This is a genomic window from Ruegeria sp. N7, assembly GCF_056531345.1.
In genome coordinates this window covers 193841-216456 of sequence record NZ_JBQFLR010000001.1, presented here as the reverse complement: position 1 = coordinate 216456, position 22616 = coordinate 193841, and the positions used below count along the sequence as shown (strand labels likewise).

General features: G+C 56.3%; 19 protein-coding genes and 3 tRNA genes. 12 read left to right on the top strand and 10 right to left on the bottom strand.

What is annotated here, in order from left to right:
* Nucleotides 1–106: 106 nt before the first annotated feature.
* Nucleotides 107–2131 (top strand): transketolase, encoded by a 2025-nt coding sequence (tkt, locus tag ACR0ES_RS01040; RefSeq protein ID WP_480485748.1) that lies wholly within the window; start codon nucleotides 107–109, stop codon nucleotides 2129–2131.
* A gap of 57 nt (nucleotides 2132–2188) precedes the next feature.
* On the opposite strand, the gene ACR0ES_RS01035 is transcribed toward tkt, so the two are convergent.
* Entirely contained in the window at nucleotides 2189–3148 is a 960-nt protein-coding gene (locus tag ACR0ES_RS01035) for a DUF808 domain-containing protein (protein ID WP_480537784.1), read from the bottom strand.
* A 181-nt stretch (nucleotides 3149–3329) separates the two neighbouring features.
* On the opposite strand from ACR0ES_RS01035, the gene gap (ACR0ES_RS01030) reads away from it, so the two are divergent.
* The 3 genes from gap (ACR0ES_RS01030) to gap (ACR0ES_RS01020) all read left to right on the top strand — a co-directional run bounded on the left by gap (ACR0ES_RS01030) (nucleotide 3330) and on the right by gap (ACR0ES_RS01020) (nucleotide 5633).
* Nucleotides 3330–4331 carry a type I glyceraldehyde-3-phosphate dehydrogenase gene (gene gap / locus ACR0ES_RS01030; RefSeq protein WP_480869242.1) on the top strand — a complete coding sequence of 334 codons (1002 nt, stop codon included), beginning with the start codon at nucleotides 3330–3332 and terminating at the stop codon, nucleotides 4329–4331.
* 71 nt (nucleotides 4332–4402) lie between these two features.
* Nucleotides 4403–4546, top strand: a complete 144-nt coding sequence (locus ACR0ES_RS01025) for a hypothetical protein (RefSeq protein WP_209596120.1) — start codon at nucleotides 4403–4405, stop codon at nucleotides 4544–4546.
* Nucleotides 4547–4628: 82 nt separating this feature from the next.
* A complete protein-coding gene (gene gap / locus ACR0ES_RS01020) occupies nucleotides 4629–5633 on the top strand; it encodes a type I glyceraldehyde-3-phosphate dehydrogenase (RefSeq protein WP_480558493.1) in 1005 nt (334 codons plus the stop codon).
* On the opposite strand, the gene coaD is transcribed toward gap (ACR0ES_RS01020), so the two are convergent.
* The 3 genes from coaD to ACR0ES_RS01005 form a co-directional block, all read right to left on the bottom strand.
* Nucleotides 5625–6116: a pantetheine-phosphate adenylyltransferase gene (coaD, locus tag ACR0ES_RS01015; RefSeq protein ID WP_209596116.1), complete on the bottom strand. Its 492-nt coding sequence runs from the start codon at nucleotides 6114–6116 to the stop codon at nucleotides 5625–5627. The genes gap (ACR0ES_RS01020) and coaD overlap by 9 nt on opposite strands.
* Nucleotides 6117–6201: 85 nt before the next feature.
* The gene (locus ACR0ES_RS01010) at nucleotides 6202–6639 is read right to left on the bottom strand and encodes a CBS domain-containing protein (RefSeq protein WP_267363439.1); all 438 of its coding nucleotides are present in this window, start codon (nucleotides 6637–6639) and stop codon (nucleotides 6202–6204) included.
* 60 nt (nucleotides 6640–6699) lie between these two features.
* Nucleotides 6700–7581, bottom strand: a complete 882-nt coding sequence (locus ACR0ES_RS01005; RefSeq protein ID WP_480869655.1) for a LysR family transcriptional regulator — start codon at nucleotides 7579–7581, stop codon at nucleotides 6700–6702.
* A 125-nt stretch (nucleotides 7582–7706) separates the two neighbouring features.
* On the opposite strand from ACR0ES_RS01005, the gene ACR0ES_RS01000 reads away from it, so the two are divergent.
* On the top strand, nucleotides 7707–9206 hold the full coding sequence (locus ACR0ES_RS01000; RefSeq protein ID WP_209596112.1) for a CoA-acylating methylmalonate-semialdehyde dehydrogenase: 1500 nt from the start codon (nucleotides 7707–7709) through the stop codon (nucleotides 9204–9206).
* A gap of 239 nt (nucleotides 9207–9445) precedes the next feature.
* Nucleotides 9446–9991, top strand: coding sequence for a L,D-transpeptidase (locus ACR0ES_RS00995; protein ID WP_480517736.1), 546 nt, complete (start codon nucleotides 9446–9448; stop codon nucleotides 9989–9991).
* A 68-nt stretch (nucleotides 9992–10059) separates the two neighbouring features.
* On the opposite strand, the gene ACR0ES_RS00990 is transcribed toward ACR0ES_RS00995, so the two are convergent.
* Nucleotides 10060–10536 (bottom strand): fasciclin domain-containing protein, encoded by a 477-nt coding sequence (locus ACR0ES_RS00990; RefSeq protein WP_480869240.1) that lies wholly within the window; start codon nucleotides 10534–10536, stop codon nucleotides 10060–10062.
* A 71-nt stretch (nucleotides 10537–10607) separates the two neighbouring features.
* Nucleotides 10608–11459, bottom strand: a complete 852-nt coding sequence (locus ACR0ES_RS00985) for a class I SAM-dependent methyltransferase (protein WP_480772647.1) — start codon at nucleotides 11457–11459, stop codon at nucleotides 10608–10610.
* 137 nt (nucleotides 11460–11596) lie between these two features.
* Between ACR0ES_RS00985 and ACR0ES_RS00980 the strand changes: the two genes are divergently transcribed.
* From ACR0ES_RS00980 to ACR0ES_RS00960, 5 genes are all read left to right on the top strand, one after another.
* Nucleotides 11597–12712 (top strand): carboxylate-amine ligase, encoded by a 1116-nt coding sequence (locus ACR0ES_RS00980; protein WP_480485758.1) that lies wholly within the window; start codon nucleotides 11597–11599, stop codon nucleotides 12710–12712.
* 110 nt (nucleotides 12713–12822) lie between these two features.
* Complete coding sequence (locus ACR0ES_RS00975) at nucleotides 12823–13965, top strand: acyl-CoA dehydrogenase family protein (RefSeq protein ID WP_209596109.1); 1143 nt, start codon at nucleotides 12823–12825, stop codon at nucleotides 13963–13965.
* A gap of 7 nt (nucleotides 13966–13972) precedes the next feature.
* Entirely contained in the window at nucleotides 13973–15013 is a 1041-nt protein-coding gene (locus ACR0ES_RS00970) for a 3-hydroxyisobutyryl-CoA hydrolase (protein WP_480869238.1), read from the top strand.
* A gap of 3 nt (nucleotides 15014–15016) precedes the next feature.
* Nucleotides 15017–15889, top strand: a complete 873-nt coding sequence (gene mmsB, locus ACR0ES_RS00965; protein WP_480869236.1) for a 3-hydroxyisobutyrate dehydrogenase — start codon at nucleotides 15017–15019, stop codon at nucleotides 15887–15889.
* A 108-nt stretch (nucleotides 15890–15997) separates the two neighbouring features.
* Complete coding sequence (locus ACR0ES_RS00960) at nucleotides 15998–16321, top strand: hypothetical protein (RefSeq protein ID WP_480481119.1); 324 nt, start codon at nucleotides 15998–16000, stop codon at nucleotides 16319–16321.
* A 16-nt stretch (nucleotides 16322–16337) separates the two neighbouring features.
* On the opposite strand, the gene uvrA is transcribed toward ACR0ES_RS00960, so the two are convergent.
* The 3 genes from uvrA to ACR0ES_RS00945 form a co-directional block, all read right to left on the bottom strand.
* Nucleotides 16338–19196, bottom strand: a complete 2859-nt coding sequence (gene uvrA, locus ACR0ES_RS00955) for an excinuclease ABC subunit UvrA (RefSeq protein WP_480481120.1) — start codon at nucleotides 19194–19196, stop codon at nucleotides 16338–16340.
* Between the two features lie 177 nt (nucleotides 19197–19373).
* Nucleotides 19374–19450, bottom strand: a tRNA-Asp gene (locus tag ACR0ES_RS00950).
* A gap of 45 nt (nucleotides 19451–19495) precedes the next feature.
* Nucleotides 19496–19572 (bottom strand) — tRNA-Asp (locus tag ACR0ES_RS00945).
* Nucleotides 19573–19753: 181 nt separating this feature from the next.
* On the opposite strand from ACR0ES_RS00945, the gene ACR0ES_RS00940 reads away from it, so the two are divergent.
* Nucleotides 19754–19828 (top strand) — tRNA-Val (locus ACR0ES_RS00940).
* 138 nt (nucleotides 19829–19966) lie between these two features.
* Here ACR0ES_RS00940 and lon read toward each other — a convergent pair.
* Nucleotides 19967–22375 (bottom strand): endopeptidase La, encoded by a 2409-nt coding sequence (lon, locus tag ACR0ES_RS00935; RefSeq protein WP_480869234.1) that lies wholly within the window; start codon nucleotides 22373–22375, stop codon nucleotides 19967–19969.
* Nucleotides 22376–22616 lie beyond the last annotated feature (241 nt).

Below are 22616 nucleotides of genomic sequence, written 5' to 3'. Positions count from 1 at the left end.
GCGCACTTCAAGCAATCCAAGCGGATAAACCCCGGTTCTGCTTGCACTTTGAGTGCTGAGTGGTATTGAGCCCGCAATCTGCTTTTTATCCAAAGGAACAACGCCCGTGGACCTGACTGCGCTGCGCAATGCCAACCCCGAACACTGGGACAAAGCTGCGGCCATCCGCACATTGACCCTTGATGCCGTCGCCGCTGCAAACTCCGGACATTCCGGTATGCCCATGGGCATGGCTGATGTCGCCACCGTCCTGTTCGAAAAGCATCTGAAGTTTGACGCCTCGGCCCCGAACTGGCCGGATCGCGACCGCTTCATCCTGTCCGCCGGCCATGGTTCGATGCTGGTCTATTCGCTGCTGTACCTTACGGGATATGCAGATGTGACGCTGGAGGAGATCAAGAATTTCCGCCAGTTGGGCGCAAAAACCGCAGGCCACCCCGAAAACTTTCTGGTCGCTGGTGTTGAGACCACGACCGGCCCGCTGGGTCAGGGTATCTCGAACGCCGTGGGCTTTGCGATGGCCGAAGAAATCCAGCGTGCACATTATGGCAAGAAGGTTGTTGACCACTATACCTATGTCATCGCGGGCGACGGTTGCCTTATGGAAGGCGTAAGCCAGGAGGCAATCACGCTGGCCGGCCGTCACGAGCTGAGCAAGCTGATCGTCTTCTGGGACAACAACAACATCACCATCGACGGCACCGTCGACATCGCGGACCGCACCGATCAGGTTCGCCGCTTTGCGGCGTCGGGCTGGCATGTGATCGAAATCGACGGTCATGACCCCAAGGCCATCGACGCGGCCATCGTTCAGGCGAAGAAGTCGAACAAGCCGACCATGATCGCGTGCGAAACCCACATCGCTTTGGGCCACGCGGCTCAGGACACGTCAAAGGGGCACGGTGCGCTGACCGATCCGGATCAGCTGAAGGCTGCCAAGAAGGCCTATGGCTGGACGCATGACGCGTTTGACGTGCCTGCCAATGTCAAATCCGCATGGGAAGCCATCGGTGCGCGTGGCGCTGCCGAGCGTGCGGAATGGGAAGCGCGTTTCGCACAACTGTCCGAGCGTAAGCAGGCTGAGTTCACCCGCGCCTATGCGTTCGAGACCCCCAAGCGACTGGCTGGCGCCATTCGTGCCTTCAAAAAGCAGATGTCCGAAGACCAGCCAAAACTGGCCACCCGTTCGTCGTCGGAGAAGGTCCTGAACGTTGTGAACCCGATCATGACCGAAACCGTTGGTGGTTCGGCGGACCTGACCGGATCGAACAACACCAAATCGGCCGATATGGGGGTATTCCTACCGGAAAACCGCAAGGGTCGCTACATCCATTACGGTATCCGTGAACACGGCATGGCGGCCGCGATGAACGGTATGGCGCTGCATGGTGGTATCCGTCCCTATGGCGGCACGTTCATGGCCTTCACAGATTATGCCCGCCCGTCCATGCGTCTGGCCGCGCTGATGAAGATCCCCAGCGTCTTTGTGATGACCCATGACTCGATCGGTCTGGGCGAAGATGGCCCGACCCACCAGCCGGTTGAACATCTGGCGATCTCGCGTGCAACCCCCAACACTTTTGTGTTCCGCCCCGCTGACACCATTGAAACGGCCGAGGCATGGGAACTGGCGCTGACCTTCAAGGAAAGCCCCTCGGTCCTGTCGCTGACCCGTCAGGGTGTTCCAACGGTTCGTACCGAGCACAAGACCAAGAACCTGACCGCTCAGGGTGCTTACGTTCTGGCCGAGGCAGAAGGTAAGCGTCAGGCGATCCTGATTGCAACAGGTTCCGAAGTGTCGCTGGCCATGGAAGCCAAAGCGACGCTCGAGGCCGAAGGTATCGGCACGCGTGTTGTTTCGATGCCCTGCATGGAGCTGTTCGCAGAGCAGGACGAAGCCTACCGCAAGCGCGTCCTTCCGGCAGGTCCGGTCCGCGTTGGTATCGAAGCCGCGGTTCGTGCTGGCGGCTGGGATCGTTGGTTGCTGGGTGAACGTGGCCGCGAAGCCAAAGCCGGGTTCATCGGCATGTCGAGCTTTGGTGCCTCGGCCCCTGCCGGTGAGCTATACAAGCATTTCAGCATCTCCGCCGAAGCAACCGTGGCCAAGGTCAAGGAATTGTTGGGGCTGTAAGCTTATACCAGAACAATCAACCAAAGGGCGGCTTCAGCCGCCCTTTTCCGTTTCTTTTCAGTGCGCTTTGGACTTGCCGAACAAAGGCATGATCACCTTGGTGGCCATTGGGATCAAAACCAGTCCCCAGGCTAGGCCCAGAACTCCGTCCATTGTCGCTTTGGCCAGCCATTTCACCGCAGCGGCCCAGTCCTCGGGCGCTGAATACGCAATCGCTTTGGCCCAGTCATAGATCTGATGCTGCAGCCAACCAAAACCAAGCACTTCCAGACCGTGGATGACAATCGAGCCACCGACCCAAAGCATCGCCGCAGTTCCGACGACCGACAAGGTTTTCATCACAGCCGGCATTGCCTTGACCAGACCGCGACCCAAGCCACGACCAACAGGCGTTGGAGCGTTACTCGCCAGATAAAGCCCAACATCATCCATCTTCACGATCAACGCCACCGAGCCATAAACCGCCACAGTCACGCCAATCCCCACAACGGCCAAAGTTGCGGCCTGCATCCAAAGGTTTGGCGCTTCGATCGCCGCCAGTGCAATGGTCATAATCTCGGCTGAGAGGATAAAATCAGTTTTGATCGCGCCCTTGACCTTCTGCTCTTCCAGATGGCCCGGATCCCGGTTTTTCATGTCTTCCTCTATGACGTGACTTCCATGAGGAAACAGAACGTGAAAAATCTTCTCGGCACCTTCAAAACACAAATATGATCCACCCAGCATCAACAGTGGGGTGATCAGCCACGGGGCGAAATTGGCCAGCAGCAAGGCTACCGGCAACAGGAGTATGATTTTGTTGAAAACCGAACCGCGCGCGATACGCCAGATGATCGGCAATTCGCGCGCCGGGGCAAAGCCTTGAACGTATTTTGGTGTTACCGCAGCGTCGTCGATGATCACACCGGCCGTCTTGGCCCCTGCCTTGCCCGCCGCGGCCACGACATCGTCCACCGATGTCGCCGCAACCTTGGCGATCCCGGCCACATCGTCCAACAAGGCCAAAAGACCACTCATTGCGTTTCCTTTCCCAATCACTGCCGCATCTGGACCCTACCTGATCCAACGGCTAGCGCAAGCGTTAGCGCAACCGTCGCAGGTTTGCGCTAACACCTTAAAAATATGCCGTTTTTGCCCTTTTGAGATTCCCATTTCGCCGCTATATGGCCCTCAACGCAAGCGCATCAGGAGACGTCACATGACCATCAAGGTCGGTATCAATGGTTTTGGCCGTATTGGCCGCTGCACCCTGTCGCACATCGCCGCGTCGGGGCGTAACGACATCGAAGTGATCAAAGTCAACGCAACCGGCCCATTGGAAACCTCTGCGCATCTGCTGAAATATGACAGCGTTCACGGGCGGTTCCCGCGCGAAGTTTCGATCGAAGGCAACACAATGGATCTGGGCCGTGGCCCGATGCAGATGTTTTCCACCTACGATATGAATGAACTGGACTGGGAAGGCTGTGACGTCGTTCTGGAATGCACCGGTAAATTCAATGACGGCAACAAGGCCAAAACACATCTGGATCGCGGTGCAGGTAAGGTGCTGTTGTCCGCTCCCGGCAAGAACGTGAACAAAACCATCGTTTTTGGTGTGAACCACAACACTCTGACCGCGAACGACAACATGGTGTCGAACGGCTCCTGCACCACCAACTGCCTGGCCCCGCTGGCCAAGGCGCTGGACGAGGGCGTCGGCATTGAACACGGTATCATGACCACCATTCACGCCTATACCGGCGACCAGCCCACGCTGGACCGTCGTCACAGCGACCTCTATCGCGCCCGCGCTGCCGCAATGTCGATGATCCCGACCTCAACCGGTGCGGCCAAAGCTTTGGGTGAAGTTCTGCCAAACCTGAAAGGCCGTCTGGACGGGTCTGCCATCCGGGTCCCTACCCCGAACGTTTCAGCGGTTGACCTGACCTTCCGCGCGTCGCGTGACACCTCGGTGGCCGAGATCAACGCAATCGTCGAAGAAGCAGCCAAGGGCCCGATGCAGCGCGTTCTGGGATATGAGCCCGCACCGCTGGTATCAACCGATTTCAACCACACCGAAGAAAGCTCGATCTTCGCACCTGATCAGACCCGTGTCGTCGATGATCGCATGGTGCGTGTGCTGGCCTGGTATGACAACGAGTGGGGTTTCTCGGTTCGCATGGCAGACGTAGCCGTCGCCATGGGCCGCCTTAACTGACCCTTCGGACTTCGCTTGTACGTTGGTGCCCGCTCAGGTTATCTGGGCGGGCATTTTCGTTCGGAACCGACATGAACAATCAAATCGCTATCTGGCTTGGCGTCCTGTTGCTTGGGGGCATGATGCTGGACGTAGCCTTGTATGGAACCGAGCACATGTTGTTCCTCGGTAAGAAGCTATACGACTTTCTGGACTGGCTCGCTTTTTGGCGATGACAGAGGTTTTTCTTGACATTTCGCTTGATCTGTAATTGTTAGCGCTAACTCATATGGCTGAGATATTTGTACGGAGCGAACCATGACCCTGAAACTAGCGATCAACGGATTTGGACGGATCGGGCGCGGGGTTCTGCGCGCGGTGATGGAAAGCGGACGTAAAGACGTTGAAATCGTCGCGATCAACGACTTGGGCAAGCCCGACATGAACGCGCATCTGTTCGAATTTGACAGCGTTCATGGCCGTTATCCCAACCCTGTCACGCTTACAGACGCCGGTCTGGATGTGGGCCGCGGCCCGATCCGCCTGAGCAGTGAGCGTAATCCCGAAGACCTGCCCTGGTCTGATATCGACGTTGTTCTGGAATGCACCGGGGTTTTCCGCACACGAGAAGCGGCTGAACGTCACTTCAAGAACGGATCACGGAAAGTCCTGATCTCAGCCCCTGCACGGGGTGACGGCGGTGTGAAAACCATCGTCTTTGGTGTCAACGATAGCGAACTAACCGCCGACGATCTGATCGTTTCGAACGCATCCTGCACCACGAATTGCCTTTCTCCGGTTGCCGCAGCGCTGGACGCTGGTCTTGGCATCAAACATGGCAACATGACCACCGTTCACGCCTATACCGCCAGCCAGCCTGTGCATGACACGGTTGGAAAAGACCCCTACCTGTCGCGCGCCGCAGCCCTGTCGATGATCCCTACCACAACCGGTGCAGCCGCCGCTGTGGGGCTGGTACTACCGCAACTCAAGGGCAAATTGACGGGTCAGGCCATCCGGGTACCAACCCCGAATGTTTCAGTCGTTGATCTGGTTGCCGAGGTTTCGCGCCCAACGACCGAAGATGAGGTCAATCAACTGTTCATTGATGCCGCGGCAAAGATCCCCGGTGTTCTGGCCGCGGAAAGCCGTCCTCTGGTCTCGGTCGATTTCAACCACGACTCGCACAGCTCGACGGTGTCACTGGCAGAAACCAAAGTCACCGACGGTACGCTGGTTCGCGTGCTGGCCTGGTATGACAACGAATGGGGCTTTTCAAACCGGATGCTGGATACGGCCGCCGCGATGGGCGCCCTAGCCTAACCGCTCACGCAGTGCGGCATTGACACGGGGCGTGACAAACTTTGACACGTCCCCGTTCAAGCGGGCAATTTCTTTCACCAGTTTTGAAGCAATCGCCTGATGGCGTGCCTCGGCCATCAAAAAGACAGTCTCGATCGAGTCGTCCAGTGCGCGGTTCATACCAACCATCTGGAATTCATACTCGAAATCCGCGACAGCGCGCAAACCGCGCACGATGATCTGTGCACCGACATCCCTTGCGCAATCGATCAGTAGATTTTCGAAGGGATGAGCGATGATTTCTGTGCCGGTTTGTTCGGTCAGTTCGGCGCATTCGGCCTCGATCATCGCGACGCGCTCTTCCAGCGAGAACAACGGGCCTTTGTCCCGGTTGATGGCGACGCCAATGACAAGTTTATCCACCAATGCAGCCGCCCGGCGAATGATATCGATGTGCCCTATGGTGATAGGGTCAAAGGTTCCCGGATACAAACCAACCCGCATCACGCCCTCCTGCGCAATAAAATTTCTGCGCAAGCAAACACAACTTTGCTGCAGGTGCAAGTGATTGCTTTGGCACCCCTTGCTGTTAGTGCCCCATTATCATGCCTTCCAGGGCATCTTTTTCCATCGCCAGTTCGGCCAGCTGGGCCTTTACCACGTCACCAAGTGTGACGATGCCGATCAGTTTACCGTCTTCGACAACCGGCATATGGCGAAAGCGCCCTTCTGTCATGCGGGCCATGATATCCTGAACCGAGGCCTGACGCGTCGTCGTGATCAGGTCCTGCGTCATGTAGGATTTTACAGGCTGGTCGAGACAGCCACTACCGCTGGCGGCAAGCTCGCGGACGATGTCGCGTTCAGACAGAATTCCAATCGCGGTTTCTCCGCCATCGTCAGAAACAACAACCGTCCCGATCCGCTTTTCCGCAAGAATCTTCGAGGCTTCTGAAACCGTCGCCATTGGCGCCACCGTTACAACGCCGTCTGTCGCTTTGGACGTCAGGATAGCCTGTACCAACATGAAGAATTCCTCCGGAATAATAACACTTATTCCAAAGCGTTGCGCGATTGTGGCGACCTGTCAAGCACCGGCATCTGCTTCCAATCGAAGCACTTCCTCGCGAATACCGCGCGTCAGGGCATCGGCAAAGCGGTTCAACCGTTCGTTGCGCTGATCTCCTTCATGCCGGACCAGATAGAAACTGCGCGTCAGACTCACTTGATCCGTCAGGATTTTCCGAAGCCCCTGATGGAAAGGCAACGTAAAGTCATGTGCCACGCAAACGCCAGTTCCCAAACTGACCTGCCGCAATTGCACCGAGACCGAGTTCGATGCAAGCGCGACACGGTCAACCCCAATATCGTTCAGGTAATCCAGTTCCCGGTCAAAGATCATGTCGGGAATGTAACCGATCAATCGGTGCCCCTTGAGGTCAGCGACCGAGTGGATTGGATCGTGACGTTTCAGATATTCATCGGTCGCGACCATGTGCAATTTGTAATCACTGACTTTCTTGACCAAAAGCTGCCCTGCGGTTGGCGCGCTGACGGTCACGGCCATATCGGCCTCGCGCCTTGAAAGGTTGATCACCCTCGGCAGAGCCAGAATCTGAATATCCAGTTCCGGGTTAGAATCGCTGATCCTGGCGCAGACCTGGGGCAACAGGTAATTTGCGCTGCCATCTGGCGCGCCGATCCGGATTTGCCCGCTGAGTGATTTCGTGGATCCGGCCACAGCTCCGGCGGCTGCCCGCATCGCCTCTTCCGCATGCAACCCATGCTCCAACAGGCGCTGACCTGCCGGTGTCAGGACATAGCCCTGCTGCGACTTGGTGAACAACGTGGAATCCAGCGTCGCCTCCAATCGCGCAACACGCCGCCCCACCGTAGCGGGATCGATTTTCAGGATACGACCTGCGGAAGAAAGACTTTCCTCGCGTGCCACGGCCAGAAAGATCCGCATATCATCCCAGTTTGGGGTCACACCATTTACCTTTGCATTTTTGCAAAACTCTTTTGAGATATTGCCTCTGTTCGCGGGATTTCTGCAAGCCTATTGTGCGCACAAATCTATCGGAGGAGTTATTGATGCAAGATCTGACCCATTTCCTGAACGGCGAAATGGTCGCCGGTACATCCGGTCGTTTCGACAACGTCTACAACCCGGCAACGGGCGAGGTTCAATACAAGTGCCCGATGGCCAGTGCTGCGGAAACCACGGCGGCGATTGAGGCCGCAGCCGCTGCCCAGCCCGAATGGGGCGCAACCAACCCTCAGAAACGTGCACGTGTCATGATGGCAATGGTCGGCCTGATGAACCGCGACATGGACAAACTGGCCGAGGCACTAAGCCGCGAGCACGGCAAGACCATTCCCGATGCCAAAGGCGACTTGCAGCGTGGTCTGGAAGTGATCGAATACTGCATCGGTGCGCCTCAGATGCTGAAAGGCGAGTTCACCGACAGCGCAGGCCCCGGCATCGACATGTATTCCATGCGCCAGCCGCTGGGTGTCGTGGGTTCGATCATGCCCTTTAACTTCCCTGCGATGATGCCCCTGTGGCATGTCGGTCCTGCACTGGCCTGCGGTAACGCCGTTGTTCTGAAACCGTCCGAGCGTGACCCCTCGGTTCCGCTGATGCTGGCCGAACTGTTTGTCGAAGCCGGCCTGCCCAAGGGTGTGTTCCAGGTCGTGAATGGTGACAAAGAGGCCGTTGATACGATCCTCGACAGCGAGATCATTCAGGGTGTCAGCTTTGTAGGATCTACCCCGATCGCTCAGTATATCTACAGCCGTGCCACCGCAAACGGCAAACGCGCCCAGTGTTTTGGTGGTGCCAAGAACCACATGATCGTCATGCCCGACGCCGATCTGGATCAGGCCGCCGACGCGCTGGTCGGTGCCGGGTTTGGCGCAGCAGGCGAACGCTGCATGGCAATCTCTGTTGCGGTTCCGGTTGGTGAAGAAACCGCGGACAAGCTGATCGAAAAGCTGATCCCGCGCGTCGAAAAGCTGAAAGTGGGCCCCTACACCGCTGGTGACGATGTCGACATGGGCCCTGTAGTAACCGCCGCCGCGAAAGAGCGTATCCTTGGTCTGATCAATTCGGGTGTCGAGCAAGGCGCAAAGCTGGTCGTCGATAACCGTGATTTCAGCCTGCAAGGTTATGAGGACGGCTTCTTTGTCGGCCCGCACCTGTTTGACCACGTCACTCCGGACATGGACATCTACAAACAGGAGATCTTTGGCCCGGTTCTGTCGACTGTCCGTGCAGGTTCCTACGAAGAGGCGATCGGTCTGGCGATGGACCACGAATACGGAAACGGCACAGCGATCTTTACCCGCGACGGTGACACAGCGCGCGATTTTGCCAGCCGGATCAATATCGGCATGGTGGGTATCAACGTTCCGATCCCCGTTCCGCTGGCTTATCACACTTTTGGTGGTTGGAAAAAATCCATGTTTGGCGATCTGAACCAGCATGGCCCGGACAGCTTCAAGTTCTACACCCGCACCAAAACAGTAACCGCACGCTGGCCGTCGGGCATCAAGGAAGGTGGCGAGTTCAACTTCAAAGCCATGGACTGATTTCAGCCTGCATGACTATGGAACCCGGCCCTATTCAGGGCCGGGTTTTTGCATTTTTCCGCCGAGCAGCGTTCAAATTCCCCACGTTCACAAGAAATTCAGGTGCGTCACTCTGGAAAATTGCGACCAATGGAAATATCTTGCCGCCAAATACACATTGAGCAGTGAATTTACCGGAGGCACCCTTGTCCCACTCCCGAATAACCCGTCGTTCCGCCCTGCTAGGCGTTGCATCCCTGATGGCGACCCCCGCCCTTGTTCGGGCACAAAGCACTGATGCTTTCCCGCAAACCGAAGACGCGATCAGCACACAGTTGCCGGTACGGCGCAATGTGTCGTCCTTCTCGCAGCAAAACTGGCAGGACCATTTTGATGAGCTGGGCGTAGGCTGCCTGTTGGCCGACATTACCAGCCGCGCGGTTCACTATTGGGCACCGGATGGCACCTATAAGCTGTACCCCAGCTCTGTGCCCATGAGCGAAGAGCTTACAAAACGCGGCTACACAAAAGTTGTGCGCAAGACCGAGTTTCCAAGCTGGACACCGACTGCCTCGATGCGCGAGCGTGACCCCAGCCTGCCTATTCGGATCGATGGCGGTGATCCCGGAAACCCGCTGGGCACACGTGCAATGTATTTGGACTGGCCCGCTTACCTGGTTCATGGCACGCATGACACCCGCAAGATCGGCCGGCAGAGCTCTTCTGGCTGTATCGGCCTTTACAACCAGCATGTCGAAGAACTGTATCCGCTGGTTAAGGTCGGCACACAGGTTCGTTTGATCTAATCTACCAGCTCAGAAAAGCAAAAGCCCCGGTCATACGCCGGGGCTTTGATCTCTTAAGGAACAGAGCGTCATTCCGGCAGGATAACAGCGTCAACCACGTGGATCACGCCATTGCTGGCTTCGATATCTGCCTGTATGACCTTGGCGTCATTCACTTTGACGCCGTTTTTGGCATTCACGCTCAGCCGATCACCCTGTACAGTCAGAACCTTCGCGCGCTTGCCAGCTATGTCGCCGGACATCACCTTGGCTGGTACAACATGGTACGTAAGGATTGACACGAGTTGATCCTTGTTCTCCGGCAACAACAACGTTTCCACCGTGCCTTCGGGTAAAGCGGCAAACGCTTCGTCTGTTGGGGCAAAGACGGTGAATGGACCTTTTCCTTTCAGGGTATCTACCAAACCTGCAGCTTGAACTGCGGCAACCAACGTGTTGAACGATCCGGCCGCTACAGCGGTATCAACGATATCTGCAGCCTGCGCCTTGACCGGCATGGCAAATGCAAATGCGGCGGCGGCGCCCAAAAAAGTACGACGAAACATGGCTGTCTTCTCCTCTCCAGCTTGTTATGGAAAGGGATACGGGGCTTTCGTCACGCCGGATCAGTCTGAGATCATTTTTCTTTTAGCTGCACCCAGATGCTTTGCGCGCGCCCTTCAGCCAAAAAGGGCAAATCGGCGACGGCATCGGGTCGATCCTGTTGCAGGTAATATCCCGGCCAAAGCATTGAATACGCGCCAGATTGCAGCAAAGCGTGCAGCATGTATTGCTCACCCCAACCCGGGCAGTCATAGAAGAACCGCTTGGGGTATTCGTAGGGCAGAAAAACATCGTGCACATGGATCACCACTCCGGGCTTCAGTGTTGGAATGATGCGGCAAAAAAGATGAGCGACGTCGTTGCTCATCCGCACGACGTGGCTGGAATCAATAAACAGGATGTCGCCGGCTTCCAGCTCTGAAAACAGCGCCGGATCGGCATCCTCCAGCCGTTTTTGTTCGAACCGATCAACAACTTGGGCGATGTCAGCGCGGGGATACGGATCAATTGCCGTAATGTTGGTGTCAAACCCGCCATCGATGACCGCCTGCCGGGTTACTCTGGTCGAGTTTCCGCATCCAACCTCAATAACCCGCCGGGGTTGAAAGCGTCGGATCATCAGATACAAGGCATCCGCGTCGGGGCTGTCGTAATAGCCGTTTCCAGCACGATAGCCGGTCTGATTGCGCTCAGGATCCTTCAGCGCGTCCAGCGCATGCTTATTCGCGGCGTATTCACTGACCAGTTGCGAAATATCAAACCCATCCATTCCCGGCGACAAAGCATAGACGGGGCGCGTCAGACCTCCGGCAGCCTCAAAAGCTTCCAGCCGCGCGCGCTCATCCTGTTCGGTGACCTTGTCGACCAGTTTCACACCCAGCTCATCCAGGGCGGCGTTGATCTGCGGGAATTTTCTGGGTTTCAAGTCGCTGGCTCCGTGGTCTTTGCTGCGTTATTCCATACCTTTGGTGGTCGTTCCTCTGCAAGGACAAGCCGGGCAAACCCTTGGCAAAAAGAAAATTTCCGTATTCACTGATCAAAATAACTACCGCGAGGGCCGCCATGCAGCAGGAATTCACGATCGGGATCGAAGAAGAATACCTTCTTGTAGACCGCGACAGCCTCCAATTGTCCGAAGCTCCCGAAGCGCTGATGGAAGCCTGTCAGAATGATTTCGAAGGACAGGTCAGCCCCGAATTCCTGCAATGTCAGATAGAAGTCGGCACCCGCCCGCATGCAACCGTTGCTTCGGCGCGCGAGGACCTGAAACGCCTGCGCTCCTGTGTATCGGAACGGGCTGCGGAATATAACCTGTCACCAATAGCCGTGTCGTGCCACCCTTTTGCGAACTGGAAGGATCAGCATCACACCCGAAAGGAACGCTATGATGCGCTGCAACACGCGCTTGGGGGCGTGGCCCGCCGGATGTTGATCTGCGGCATGCATGTTCATGTCGGGGTCGAAGACCGAGCCTTGCGTTCTGATCTGATGCCGCAATTGTCTTACTTCCTGCCGCATCTTCTGGCGTTGTCAACGTCCTCGCCTTTCTGGAACGGCGAGGATACGGGCCTGTCGTCGTACCGTCTGACCGTCTTTGACAATCTGCCACGTACCGGTCTGCCACCGGTCTTTGCAAGCTGGGGCGAATATGAGCGCACCACGGGTATTTTGATTGAACTTGGGGTCATCGAAGATACCACTAAGATCTGGTGGGACCTGCGCCCCTCGCATCGCTTTCCAACGCTTGAAACGCGGATTATGGATGTCCAGCCAAGGTTGGAACACACGCTTTCACTGGCCGCCCTTGTTCAGGCGTTGACCAGAATGTTGTGCCGCTTGAAAGATCGCAACTTGCGCTGGCGGCAATATGATCGCTTTCTGATAGGTGAAAACCGCTGGCGCGCGCAGCGATATGGTGTGGGCGAAGGATTGATCGATTTCGGCGATCGCTCGATCAAACCCATGTCCGACCTGATCGGTGATCTGATGGGATTGCTGGCCGAAGACGCCGAGGCACTGGGCACAATGTCGGAACTGGCCCGCCTGCGGCAGATCGCCGAAAACGGCACCTCGGCCACACGCCAGCGCCGCGTTCATGCCGAGGCTTCCGCGCGCGGGGAAGATCCTGGCAAGGCCGTCGTGCGCCACCTGATCGAAGAGTTCCACGCGGATCTTTAGACACTGGCGACAACAGTCCCCTGCCCAGAGCCATTGTTGAGCCTGCAAAATTTCTGTAAGAATTCAGAAATAAACAACTGTTCAATTCATTGCCGATGGGAGGGAGCGCCATGGATTTCGCACTCAGCGAGGAACAAACAGCCATTTTCGACATGGCACATGCCTTTGGTCAGGAACATATCGCCCCTTTTGCCCGGCAATGGGAGGCTGATGGAACGATCCCCAAAACCTTATGGCCCCAAATCGGAGAGCTTGGCTTCGGCGCCCTTTACGTGTCCGAGGCCAGCGGTGGGTCAAACCTGACCCGTCTGGATGCAACTCTGGTTTTTGAGGCCCTATCGATGGCCTGCCCGTCGGTCGCGGCGTTCCTGTCGATCCATAATATGTGCGCCAAGATGCTCGACAACTTTGCCGACGATGACCTCAAGGCGCGCATCATGCCCGATGTTCTAAGCTTGAAAACTGTGTTGAGTTATTGCTTGACCGAGCCCGGTTCTGGATCGGATGCGGCAGCGCTGAAAACACGCGCCGAACGGACCAACGAAGGCTATACGCTGAACGGAACAAAGGCCTTCATTTCAGGCGGCGGATATTCCGACGCTTACGTCTGCATGGTGCGTACCGGTCAGGACGGGCCTAAAGGGATTTCGACAGTTTACGTTGAAGACGGCACGCCCGGCCTCAGCTTTGGCGCGCTCGAGCAGAAGATGGGCTGGAAAAGCCAACCCACCGCGCAAGTTCAGTTCGACGATTGCAAGATACCGGCCGGAAACCTTGTGGGCACGGAAGGTGACGGATTCAAATATGCGATGATGGGGTTGGATGGCGGACGGCTTAACATTTCTGCTTGCTCGCTTGGGGCCGCTCAGGCCGGGCTGGATATGACGCTGCAATACATGTCCGAACGAAAGGCTTTTGGCCAGTCCATCGACCAGTTTCAGGCCCTTCAGTTCCGTCTGGCGGATATGGAGATCGAATTGCAGGCCGCGCGTACGTTCCTTCGGCAGGCAGCCTGGAAGCTGGATCAGGGCGCGCCGGATGCCACGAAGTTCTGCGCCATGGCCAAGAAGTTCGTTACCGAGACTGGATCGAAAGTTGTGGACCAGTGCCTGCAATTGCATGGCGGTTATGGCTATCTTGCGGATTACGGCATCGAAAAGCTTGTGCGTGATCTTCGTGTGCACCAGATATTGGAAGGCACGAATGAGATCATGCGTGTGATTGTATCACGACAATTGCTTGCCAATCGCTGAGGCGCCCATGTCAGATATCGATATCCGCACCACAGGCCGTGCCGGGCGTATCACCCTGACCCGTCCTCATGCGCTGAACGCGATGACCTATGACATGTGCATGGCTATCGACACAGCGCTGCGCAACTGGCGCGAGGACGATGAGATTGACCTGATCATCCTGGACGCCGAAGGGGAAAAGGCCTTCTGCGCGGGTGGTGATATTGCTGAACTTTATGAAACCGGCACCAAGGGTGATTTTTCTTACGGTCAGAAATTCTGGCGTGACGAATACCGTCTGAATGCCCTGATCTTCGAATATCCAAAACCGGTCATCAGCTTTCTTCAGGGGTTCGCGATGGGCGGCGGTGTTGGCATCGGATGCCATGGCAGCCATCGCGTTGTGGGTGAAAGCGCAAAGATTGCCATGCCAGAATGCTCCATCGGACTGGTGCCGGATGTCGGCGGCTCGTTGATGCTGGCCCTTGCGCCTGGACGCGCGGGTGAGTTTCTGGGAACAACGGGCTATCGGATGGGGCCTGCGGATGCGATCTATGCAGGGTTTGCCGACCTTTTCATCCCGCAATCACAATGGTCCGATCTGATCGAGTTGCTCGAAGCCTCTGGAAACGCTGAACTATTGGCTGACCATGCCGGTACACCGCCTGTTGGTGAATTGGCGAACTTGCAGGCCCAAATCGATCAGCATTTTTCCGGTGACACCCTTGGCGACGTTCTGAACAGTCTGCACAGCAACGACACTGAGTTTTCGGCGAAAACTCTGGGCATGCTGAGGAAAAACGCACCGCTTTCCGTGGCTTGCACAATCGAGATTCTTCATCGCCTGCGCTCCCCTTCTCTGACCATACGCCGAGCTCTGGAGATGGAGTATCGTTTCACACACCGCGCGATGGAGCATGGCGATTTTCTGGAAGGCATCCGCGCGCAGATCATCGACAAGGATCGCAACCCGAACTGGCAGTTTCCTGACATGAACATCCCTCTGGTTGCCGTGTCGAAAATGCTTCAGCCCCTGGGTGCGGACGCCCTGACATTCGAAGAGGATTAAGAGATGCAAATCGGTTTCATCGGACTGGGAAACATGGGCGCGCCAATGGCAGCCAATCTTGCAAAAGCCGGTCATAAAGTACTTGGCTTTGATACAGCAGGCGTGACGGTTGACGGGGTTACTCAAGCCGCAACCGCTTCGGAAGCTGTTGCAGCGGCCGATGCTGTCATCACGATGCTGCCAAACGGTGCGATTCTGAGGGCCGTTGCGGATCAGATCATTCCTGCAATGGCACAAGGTGCCGTGCTAATCGATTGCTCGACAGTTGATGTGGAAAGCGCGCGGGCAGTTGCGGATCAGGCCATCAGTGCCGGACTGTTGTCCGTAGACGCGCCAGTTTCTGGCGGCATCGGAGGTGCGGCGGCTGGCACGCTGACCTTCATGGCTGGCGGAACAGAGGCCGCGTTTGCCAAGGCATCCCCCCTGTTCGATATCATGGGGCAGAAAGCTGTTCACTGTGGTGAGGCCGGTGCCGGTCAAGCTGCCAAGATCTGCAATAACATGATCCTTGGTGTCACTATGATTGCAACCTGTGAAGCCTTCGCATTGGCCGACAAACTGGGTTTGGACCGGCAAAAGATGTTTGACGTGGTAAGTACGTCGTCCGGATACAGCTGGACAATGAACGCCTATTGCCCTGCCCCCGGTGTCGGCCCGCAAAGCCCTGCGGACAATGGGTATGCCCCCGGATTCGCGGCTGAGCTGATGCTGAAGGACCTGCGCCTCAGCCAGCAGGCGGCAGAGAGTGCAGATGCAGATACGCCAATGGGTCAGGTTGCCACCGCGCTTTATGAGCAATTTGTCGAGAACGAAGATGGCAAGGGACGCGATTTCAGTGCCATGCTGCCACGGTTCGAAAAGCGCAGACGTGACTAAGACAACTGGCGGCATCTTGCCCAACGATTTGACAGATGTTGGGCAAGCGACCATCTAGGCAGTCATGAACAAAAGGCCCCGGCTGGCCAAATCGCAAAGGACGGCGACATGACGAGATTTTTGGTGACGACGGCAACTCTGGCGGCTTTGGCCCTTTCCCCGATTGCCGCGGGTGCAAAGAACAAGGCCGGGCATTGCCCTCCGGGTCTGGCCAAGAAATCCGTTCCCTGTGTGCCGCCGGGTCAGGCAAAGAAAATCTATCGCGATGGTGACTTCATTACCAACGATTACCGCTGGATCAATGACCCCTATCGCTATGGGTTGAACCGAAACTACTCATATGTCCGTGCAGGTGACTACGTGTACCGGGTCGACCCCGAGACACGCAAAGTATTGAACCTGATTGGTGCGATCGCAGATATCCTGAACTGAGGCTGCGTCTGGGCACTTATTCTGCCGCGACGCGCGCCCCTTTCAGCATCGGCTTCAGGTATCGCCCGGTGTGGCTGCGTTCAACATCGGCTATGTCTTCCGGTGTTCCGGTGGCGACGATTTCGCCACCGCCATCACCACCTTCAGGCCCAATGTCGATGATATGATCCGCGGTTTTAACCACGTCCAGATTATGTTCAATCACCACGACCGTATTTCCTTGATCGACAAGTTCGTGCAGCACTTCCAACAGCTTGCGCACATCTTCGAAATGCAGACCTGTTGTCGGTTCGTCGAGAATATAGAGCGTTCGTCCGGTTGAACGCTTCGACAGCTCTTTGGACAGCTTTACCCGCTGCGCCTCGCCACCTGACAACGTCGTGGCTTGTTGACCCACCTTGATATAGCCAAGACCCACACGCGCAAGGGCGTCCATCTTGTCCCGGATTGAGGGCACGGCCTTGAAGAACTCCTGCGCATCTTCCACTGTCATATCAAGCACATCCGCGATGGATTTGCCCTTGAACTTGATCTCAAGCGTCTCGCGGTTATACCGCGCCCCCTTGCAAGTTTCGCAAGTCACGTAGACGTCAGGCAGAAAGTGCATCTCGATCTTGATGACACCGTCACCCTGACATGCCTCACACCGCCCGCCTTTGACGTTAAAGCTGAAGCGACCGGGTTTGTACCCGCGTGCCTTAGCCTCAGGCAGGCCGGCAAACCAATCTCGGATCGGGGTGAAGGCCCCGGTGTAAGTCGCCGGGTTTGAACGCGGCGTTCGCCCAATGGGGCGCTGGTCGATGTCGATGACCTTATCGAGGTGTTCCAGCCCCTTGATGGTTTCACAGGGTGCTGGTGTCTGACGCGCCCCGTTCAGCCGCATTGACGCGGTTTTGAACAATGTCTCGATCGTGAGGGTGGATTTACCCCCGCCCGACACACCGGTGACACAAACGAATTTGCCCAAGGGGAAGTCGGCTGTGACATTCTTCAAGTTGTTGCCCGTGGCTTTGACCACCGTGACTTTCTGCTTTTTGCCTTTACGACGCTGCACCGGAACCGCGATTTCACGCGTTCCCGCAAGGTACTGCCCGGTAATAGAGGCCGCATCTGCCGCGATTTCCGCAGGCGTTCCGTGACTGACCACCTGCCCGCCATGTACGCCTGCCCCCGGACCGATGTCGAAAACATAGTCAGCTTCACGGATGGCTTCCTCGTCATGTTCTACAACGATCACCGTATTGCCCTGATCCCTCAGGTTCTTGAGCGTATCCAGAAGCCTGTCATTGTCACGCTGATGCAGTCCGATCGAGGGCTCATCCAGCACATAGAGAACCCCGGTCAGCCCCGAGCCGATCTGACTGGCCAGACGAATACGCTGGCTTTCGCCACCCGACAGTGTTCCGCTTGAACGGGACAGCGTAAGGTATTCCAAACCAACGTTATTCAGGAAACCAAGTCGCTCGCGAATTTCCTTGAGGATGGCGCGGGCAATTTCGTTTTTCTGGGCGCTCAGGTGGTTGGGCGCATCTTCGATCCACGCCAGAGCCTCACGGATCGACATCTGCACCACCTGCCCCACATGCAGCCCGGCGATCTTTACCGCCAGCGCTTCGGCCCGCAGCCTGTAGCCTTCGCAGGCGCCGCAGGGGCGATTGTTTTGATATCGTTCAAATTCCTCACGAATCCACGCGCTGTCAGTTTCGCGGTACCGCCGTTCCATATTCGGGATCACGCCTTCAAAACTGCGGGTCACTTGATAGACGCGCCCGCCTTCGTCGTACCGGAACAGAATTTCATCATCCCCGGACCCTCGCAGAAAGACCTCCTGCACATTTTTAGGCAGGTCTTTCCAGGGCGTGTTCTTGTCAAATTCGTAATGGCGCGCGATGGCCTCGATGGTTTGCAGGAAATATGGTGATTTGCCCTTGCGCCACGGGGCCAAAGCACCATCGTAGAGTTTCAGCGTCTGGTCCGGCACCACCAAGCGTTCATCGAAAAACAACTCGACCCCAAGACCGTCACAATCCGGGCAGGCACCGAATGGCGCGTTGAACGAAAACAGGCGTGGTTCGATTTCGGGAATGGTGAAACCGCTGACCGGGCAGGCAAAATTCTCGCTGAATGTGATGCGTTCCGGATCACCTTCACGCGGGGCAGTTTCCAAAATGGCAATCCCGTCCGCCAAGTCCAGAGCGGTGCGCAGGCTGTCGGCCAGGCGCGTTTCCATTCCTTCCCGTACAACCAGTCTATCAACAACCACATCGATATCGTGACGGAATTTCTTATCCAATACAGGCGGTTGATCCAGTTCGTAGAACTCTCCGTCCACCTTGACGCGTTGGAAACCCTGTTTGCGCAGCTCCAGGAATTCTTTTTTGTACTCACCCTTCCGGTCGCGCACGATGGGGGCCAGAAGATAGCCGCGTGTGCCGTCTTCCATTGCCATGATCCGGTCGACCATGTCCTGCACTTGCTGCGCCTCAATCGGTTGCCCGGTGGCTGGGCTGTAGGGCGTTCCGGCGCGGGCAAACAGCAGACGCAGATAGTCATAGATTTCAGTTACCGTGCCCACAGTTGAACGCGGGTTCTTGGACGTCGTCTTTTGTTCAATCGAAATCGCCGGAGACAGGCCGCTTATATGGTCGACATCTGGCTTTTCCATCATATCCAGGAATTGCCGGGCATATGCCGAAAGGCTTTCGACATACCGGCGCTGGCCTTCGGCATAGATGGTATCAAACGCTAATGAGGACTTCCCCGAACCCGACAGTCCGGTGATGACCACCAACTGATCCCGAGGGATATCAACGTCTATACCTTTGAGGTTATGTTCGCGCGCGCCGCGCACCTCGATATTCTTCAGCTCAGCCATATGCGGCCCCCAACAAACAAGTGGTTAAGAGATAGGCGAGCCAGACCAAGACTCCAACAGAAAAGTTAGAACATTTAGTGAACAGTCGAAATTTCGCCGATTAGAACCTTCAATGATCAATGGATTGGGAAAAGGTGCCCGTAAAGGCGCAACCGTTGATCTGTTTGAGGAGGAAAATGGCGCGGTTGACGGGGCTCGAACCCGCGACCCCCGGCGTGACAGGCCGGTACTCTAACCAACTGAGCTACAACCGCGCATCTATTTTCGTGGCCTTTTGCCTGGACCAAGGTTGGCAGCGGTGGCGCGGTTGACGGGGCTCGAACCCGCGACCCCCGGCGTGACAGGCCGGTACTCTAACCAACTGAGCTACAACCGCCCGCTGCATGTTCATTGCTGAACGTTTGGGTGTATTATGGCTACGCTCGGGCAGCGTCAAGCGGCGTTTTCAAGTTTTTTGTCAGATTCCAGAATTTTGTATACGGCGCGATTTTTTGCGGATGCCGCAGGTTCTATTTCCCTTGCAGCCAACCTTCGGGAAAGATATCACCCCGTCCCATGGGTGATTAGCTCAGTGGTAGAGCGCTTCGTTCACATCGAAGATGTCAGCGGTTCAAATCCGTTATCACCCACCATTTTCCAGAGCACACCGATGCCCAAAATGAAACGCTGGTTTCATGCAACGTCTTGGCGCTGCATGGTGCGGTCTTCACTACATCCCTCAACAAAAAAGGCGAAGCTATTGCTTCGCCTTTTGTTGACTCACCAAAGACTTAATGCGCGGTCGCGGAAGGTCCGGTATTACCGGGCGACGCGGCCGCCGCTGCCGCGGCCTCTTCCGCGGCTTCGTCCCATTCGATCGGTTCCGGTTTACGCACCAAAGCATGTTCCAGAACTTCCGAGACATGTTTGACCGGGATGATCTTCAGCCCTTCTTTGACGTTGTCCGGGATATCCGCCAGATCCTTTTCATTCTCTTCCGGGATCAAAACGGTCTTTATCCCACCACGCAGCGCGGCCAGCAGTTTTTCTTTCAAACCACCAATCGGCATCGCATTCCCGCGTAGTGAGACTTCGCCGGTCATAGCAATGTCTTTCCGAACGGGAATACCGGTCAGAACCGAGACAATCGACGTGACCATAGCCAAACCAGCCGATGGGCCATCCTTGGGTGTCGCGCCATCCGGTACGTGAACGTGAATGTCGATCTTGTCGAACTGCGGCGGCTTTACCCCGATCTGAGGTGAAATCGAACGCACATAGGACGAAGCGGCGTCGATGGATTCCTTCATCACATCGCCCAGCTTACCGGTCGTCTTCATCCGCCCTTTGCCGGGCAGTTTCAACGCTTCGATATGCAACAGGTCGCCACCCACTGACGTCCAGGCAAGACCGGTGACAACACCAACCTGATCGTCCTGCTCGGCCAGGCCATAACGGAATTTCGGCACACCCAGGAAATCTTGCAGGTTTTCGGGTGTGACCTTAACGGTTTCCGCGTCCTTCTTGATGATCTTGGTCAGCGATTTGCGCGCAACCTTGGCGATTTCACGTTCAAGGTTCCGTACGCCCGCCTCACGGGTATAGGTGCGGATGATCTTTTGCAGCGCCTCATCGGTCAGTTCGAATTCCTTGGCTTTCAAACCATGGTTCTTGACCTGTTTGCTGATCAGGTGCTGCTTGGCGATCTCGCGCTTTTCGTCCTCGGTGTAACCGGCCAACGGGATGATCTCCATCCGGTCAAGCAAAGGCCCAGGCATGTTGTAGCTGTTCGACGTGGTCAGGAACATCACGTTGGACAGGTCATATTCAACCTCAAGATAATGGTCCATGAACGTGTTGTTCTGCTCCGGGTCCAGCACCTCAAGCATTGCCGATGCCGGATCACCCCGAAAATCCTGCCCCATCTTGTCGATTTCATCCAACAAAATCAGCGGATTCGTGGTTTTCGCCTTCTTCAGCGCCTGGATGATCTTGCCGGGCATCGAGCCAATGTAAGTCCGACGATGGCCCCGGATTTCGGATTCGTCACGTACACCACCCAATGAGATGCGAATGAACTCGCGCCCGGTTGCCTTCGCAACCGACTTACCCAGCGAGGTCTTGCCCACGCCCGGAGGGCCGACAAGGCACAAAATCGGCCCTTTCAACTTTTTCGAGCGCTGCTGAACCGCAAGGTATTCAACGATCCGTTCCTTGACCTTCTCAAGCCCATAATGGTCCGCGTCCAGAATCTCCTGCGCGCGGCCCAGATCCTTTTTGACACGGGACTTGGTGCCCCAAGGCAGAGCAAGAATCCAATCCAGATAGTTGCGCACGACTGTGGCTTCGGCCGACATGGGCGACATGTTCTTGAGCTTCTTAAGCTCACCCTCGGCCTTTTCCCGCGCTTCTTTCGACAGCTTGGTCTCGGCGATTTTGACTTCCAGTTCAGCAACTTCGTTGCTGCCGTCCTCACCATCGCCAAGTTCCTTCTGAATGGCCTTCATCTGCTCATTCAGATAATATTCACGCTGCGTCTTCTCCATCTGGGATTTGACGCGGGTCTTGATCTTCTTCTCGACCTGCAGAACAGACATCTCGCCCTGCATCAGGCCATAGACCTTCTCAAGCCGCTCGCTGACGCTGAGAGTTTCCAGAAGCTCCTGCTTTTGTTCGACTTCGATGCCCAGATGCCCCGACACAAGGTCAGCCAGCTTCGCAGGCTCGGTTGTATCGCCCACTGCGGTCAGTGCCTCTTCGGGGATGTTCTTGCGCACTTTGGCGTAACGCTCGAACTCGTCCGCGACAGTGCGCAACAGTGCTTCGGTCGTGGTGACGTCGCCGGGAATTTCGGTCAGGTATTCCGCGCGGGCTTCGAAGAACTCTTCGTTCTCCAGAAACTCGGTGATCTGAACGCGCGCCTGCCCTTCGACCAGCACTTTTACCGTGCCATCGGGCAGCTTCAGCAGTTGCAGCACATTTGCCAGAACGCCGGTGCGGTAGATGCCTTCTTCATCCGGATCGTCAACGCCGGGATCGATCTGGCTGGACAATAGAATTTGCTTGTCATCCTGCATCACCTCTTCCAGCGCGCGGACCGATTTGTCACGGCCTACGAAAAGCGGCACGATCATATGTGGGAACACCACAATATCGCGCAGCGGCAGGACGGGGTAGGAGGAATTCAGAGGCTCTTGCATGCTCTATCCTTATCATTGGCAAGACGGCGCTTGTCCCTCATCGAGGCAACATTTGTCCGTCTCCTGTCTTGGACGATAAAGGTGGGGCCTCATCGCCCATTTTCAACCTTACCGCCATGTATCACCAATCAGAATGAACCGAGGTTTGGCGGACTGCAAGGCGTGCCAGGAACATATCCACCAAAATAGTAGAATACGCCCCGGTCTTGCGCGATCAGTCGCCAGAAAACAGCCCTGCTGT

Coding starts and splice junctions, on each gene's coding strand:
- ACR0ES_RS01035 (WP_480537784.1), bottom strand. CDS start 3,148: ATGAGTGGTCTTTTGGCCTTGTTGGACGATGTGGCCGGGATCGCCAAG.
- ACR0ES_RS00975 (WP_209596109.1), top strand. CDS start 12,823: ATGGATTTCGCACTCAGCGAGGAACAAACAGCCATTTTCGACATGGCA.
- gap (WP_480869242.1), top strand. CDS start 3,330: ATGACCATCAAGGTCGGTATCAATGGTTTTGGCCGTATTGGCCGCTGC.
- uvrA (WP_480481120.1), bottom strand. CDS start 19,196: ATGGCTGAGCTGAAGAATATCGAGGTGCGCGGCGCGCGCGAACATAAC.
- ACR0ES_RS00990 (WP_480869240.1), bottom strand. CDS start 10,536: ATGTTTCGTCGTACTTTTTTGGGCGCCGCCGCCGCATTTGCATTTGCC.
- gap (WP_480558493.1), top strand. CDS start 4,629: ATGACCCTGAAACTAGCGATCAACGGATTTGGACGGATCGGGCGCGGG.
- ACR0ES_RS01000 (WP_209596112.1), top strand. CDS start 7,707: ATGCAAGATCTGACCCATTTCCTGAACGGCGAAATGGTCGCCGGTACA.
- lon (WP_480869234.1), bottom strand. CDS start 22,375: ATGCAAGAGCCTCTGAATTCCTCCTACCCCGTCCTGCCGCTGCGCGAT.
- ACR0ES_RS01005 (WP_480869655.1), bottom strand. CDS start 7,581: ATGCGGATCTTTCTGGCCGTGGCACGCGAGGAAAGTCTTTCTTCCGCA.
- ACR0ES_RS00980 (WP_480485758.1), top strand. CDS start 11,597: ATGCAGCAGGAATTCACGATCGGGATCGAAGAAGAATACCTTCTTGTA.
- ACR0ES_RS01010 (WP_267363439.1), bottom strand. CDS start 6,639: ATGTTGGTACAGGCTATCCTGACGTCCAAAGCGACAGACGGCGTTGTA.
- ACR0ES_RS00960 (WP_480481119.1), top strand. CDS start 15,998: ATGACGAGATTTTTGGTGACGACGGCAACTCTGGCGGCTTTGGCCCTT.
- coaD (WP_209596116.1), bottom strand. CDS start 6,116: ATGCGGGTTGGTTTGTATCCGGGAACCTTTGACCCTATCACCATAGGG.
- ACR0ES_RS00970 (WP_480869238.1), top strand. CDS start 13,973: ATGTCAGATATCGATATCCGCACCACAGGCCGTGCCGGGCGTATCACC.
- ACR0ES_RS01025 (WP_209596120.1), top strand. CDS start 4,403: ATGAACAATCAAATCGCTATCTGGCTTGGCGTCCTGTTGCTTGGGGGC.
- ACR0ES_RS00995 (WP_480517736.1), top strand. CDS start 9,446: ATGGCGACCCCCGCCCTTGTTCGGGCACAAAGCACTGATGCTTTCCCG.
- mmsB (WP_480869236.1), top strand. CDS start 15,017: ATGCAAATCGGTTTCATCGGACTGGGAAACATGGGCGCGCCAATGGCA.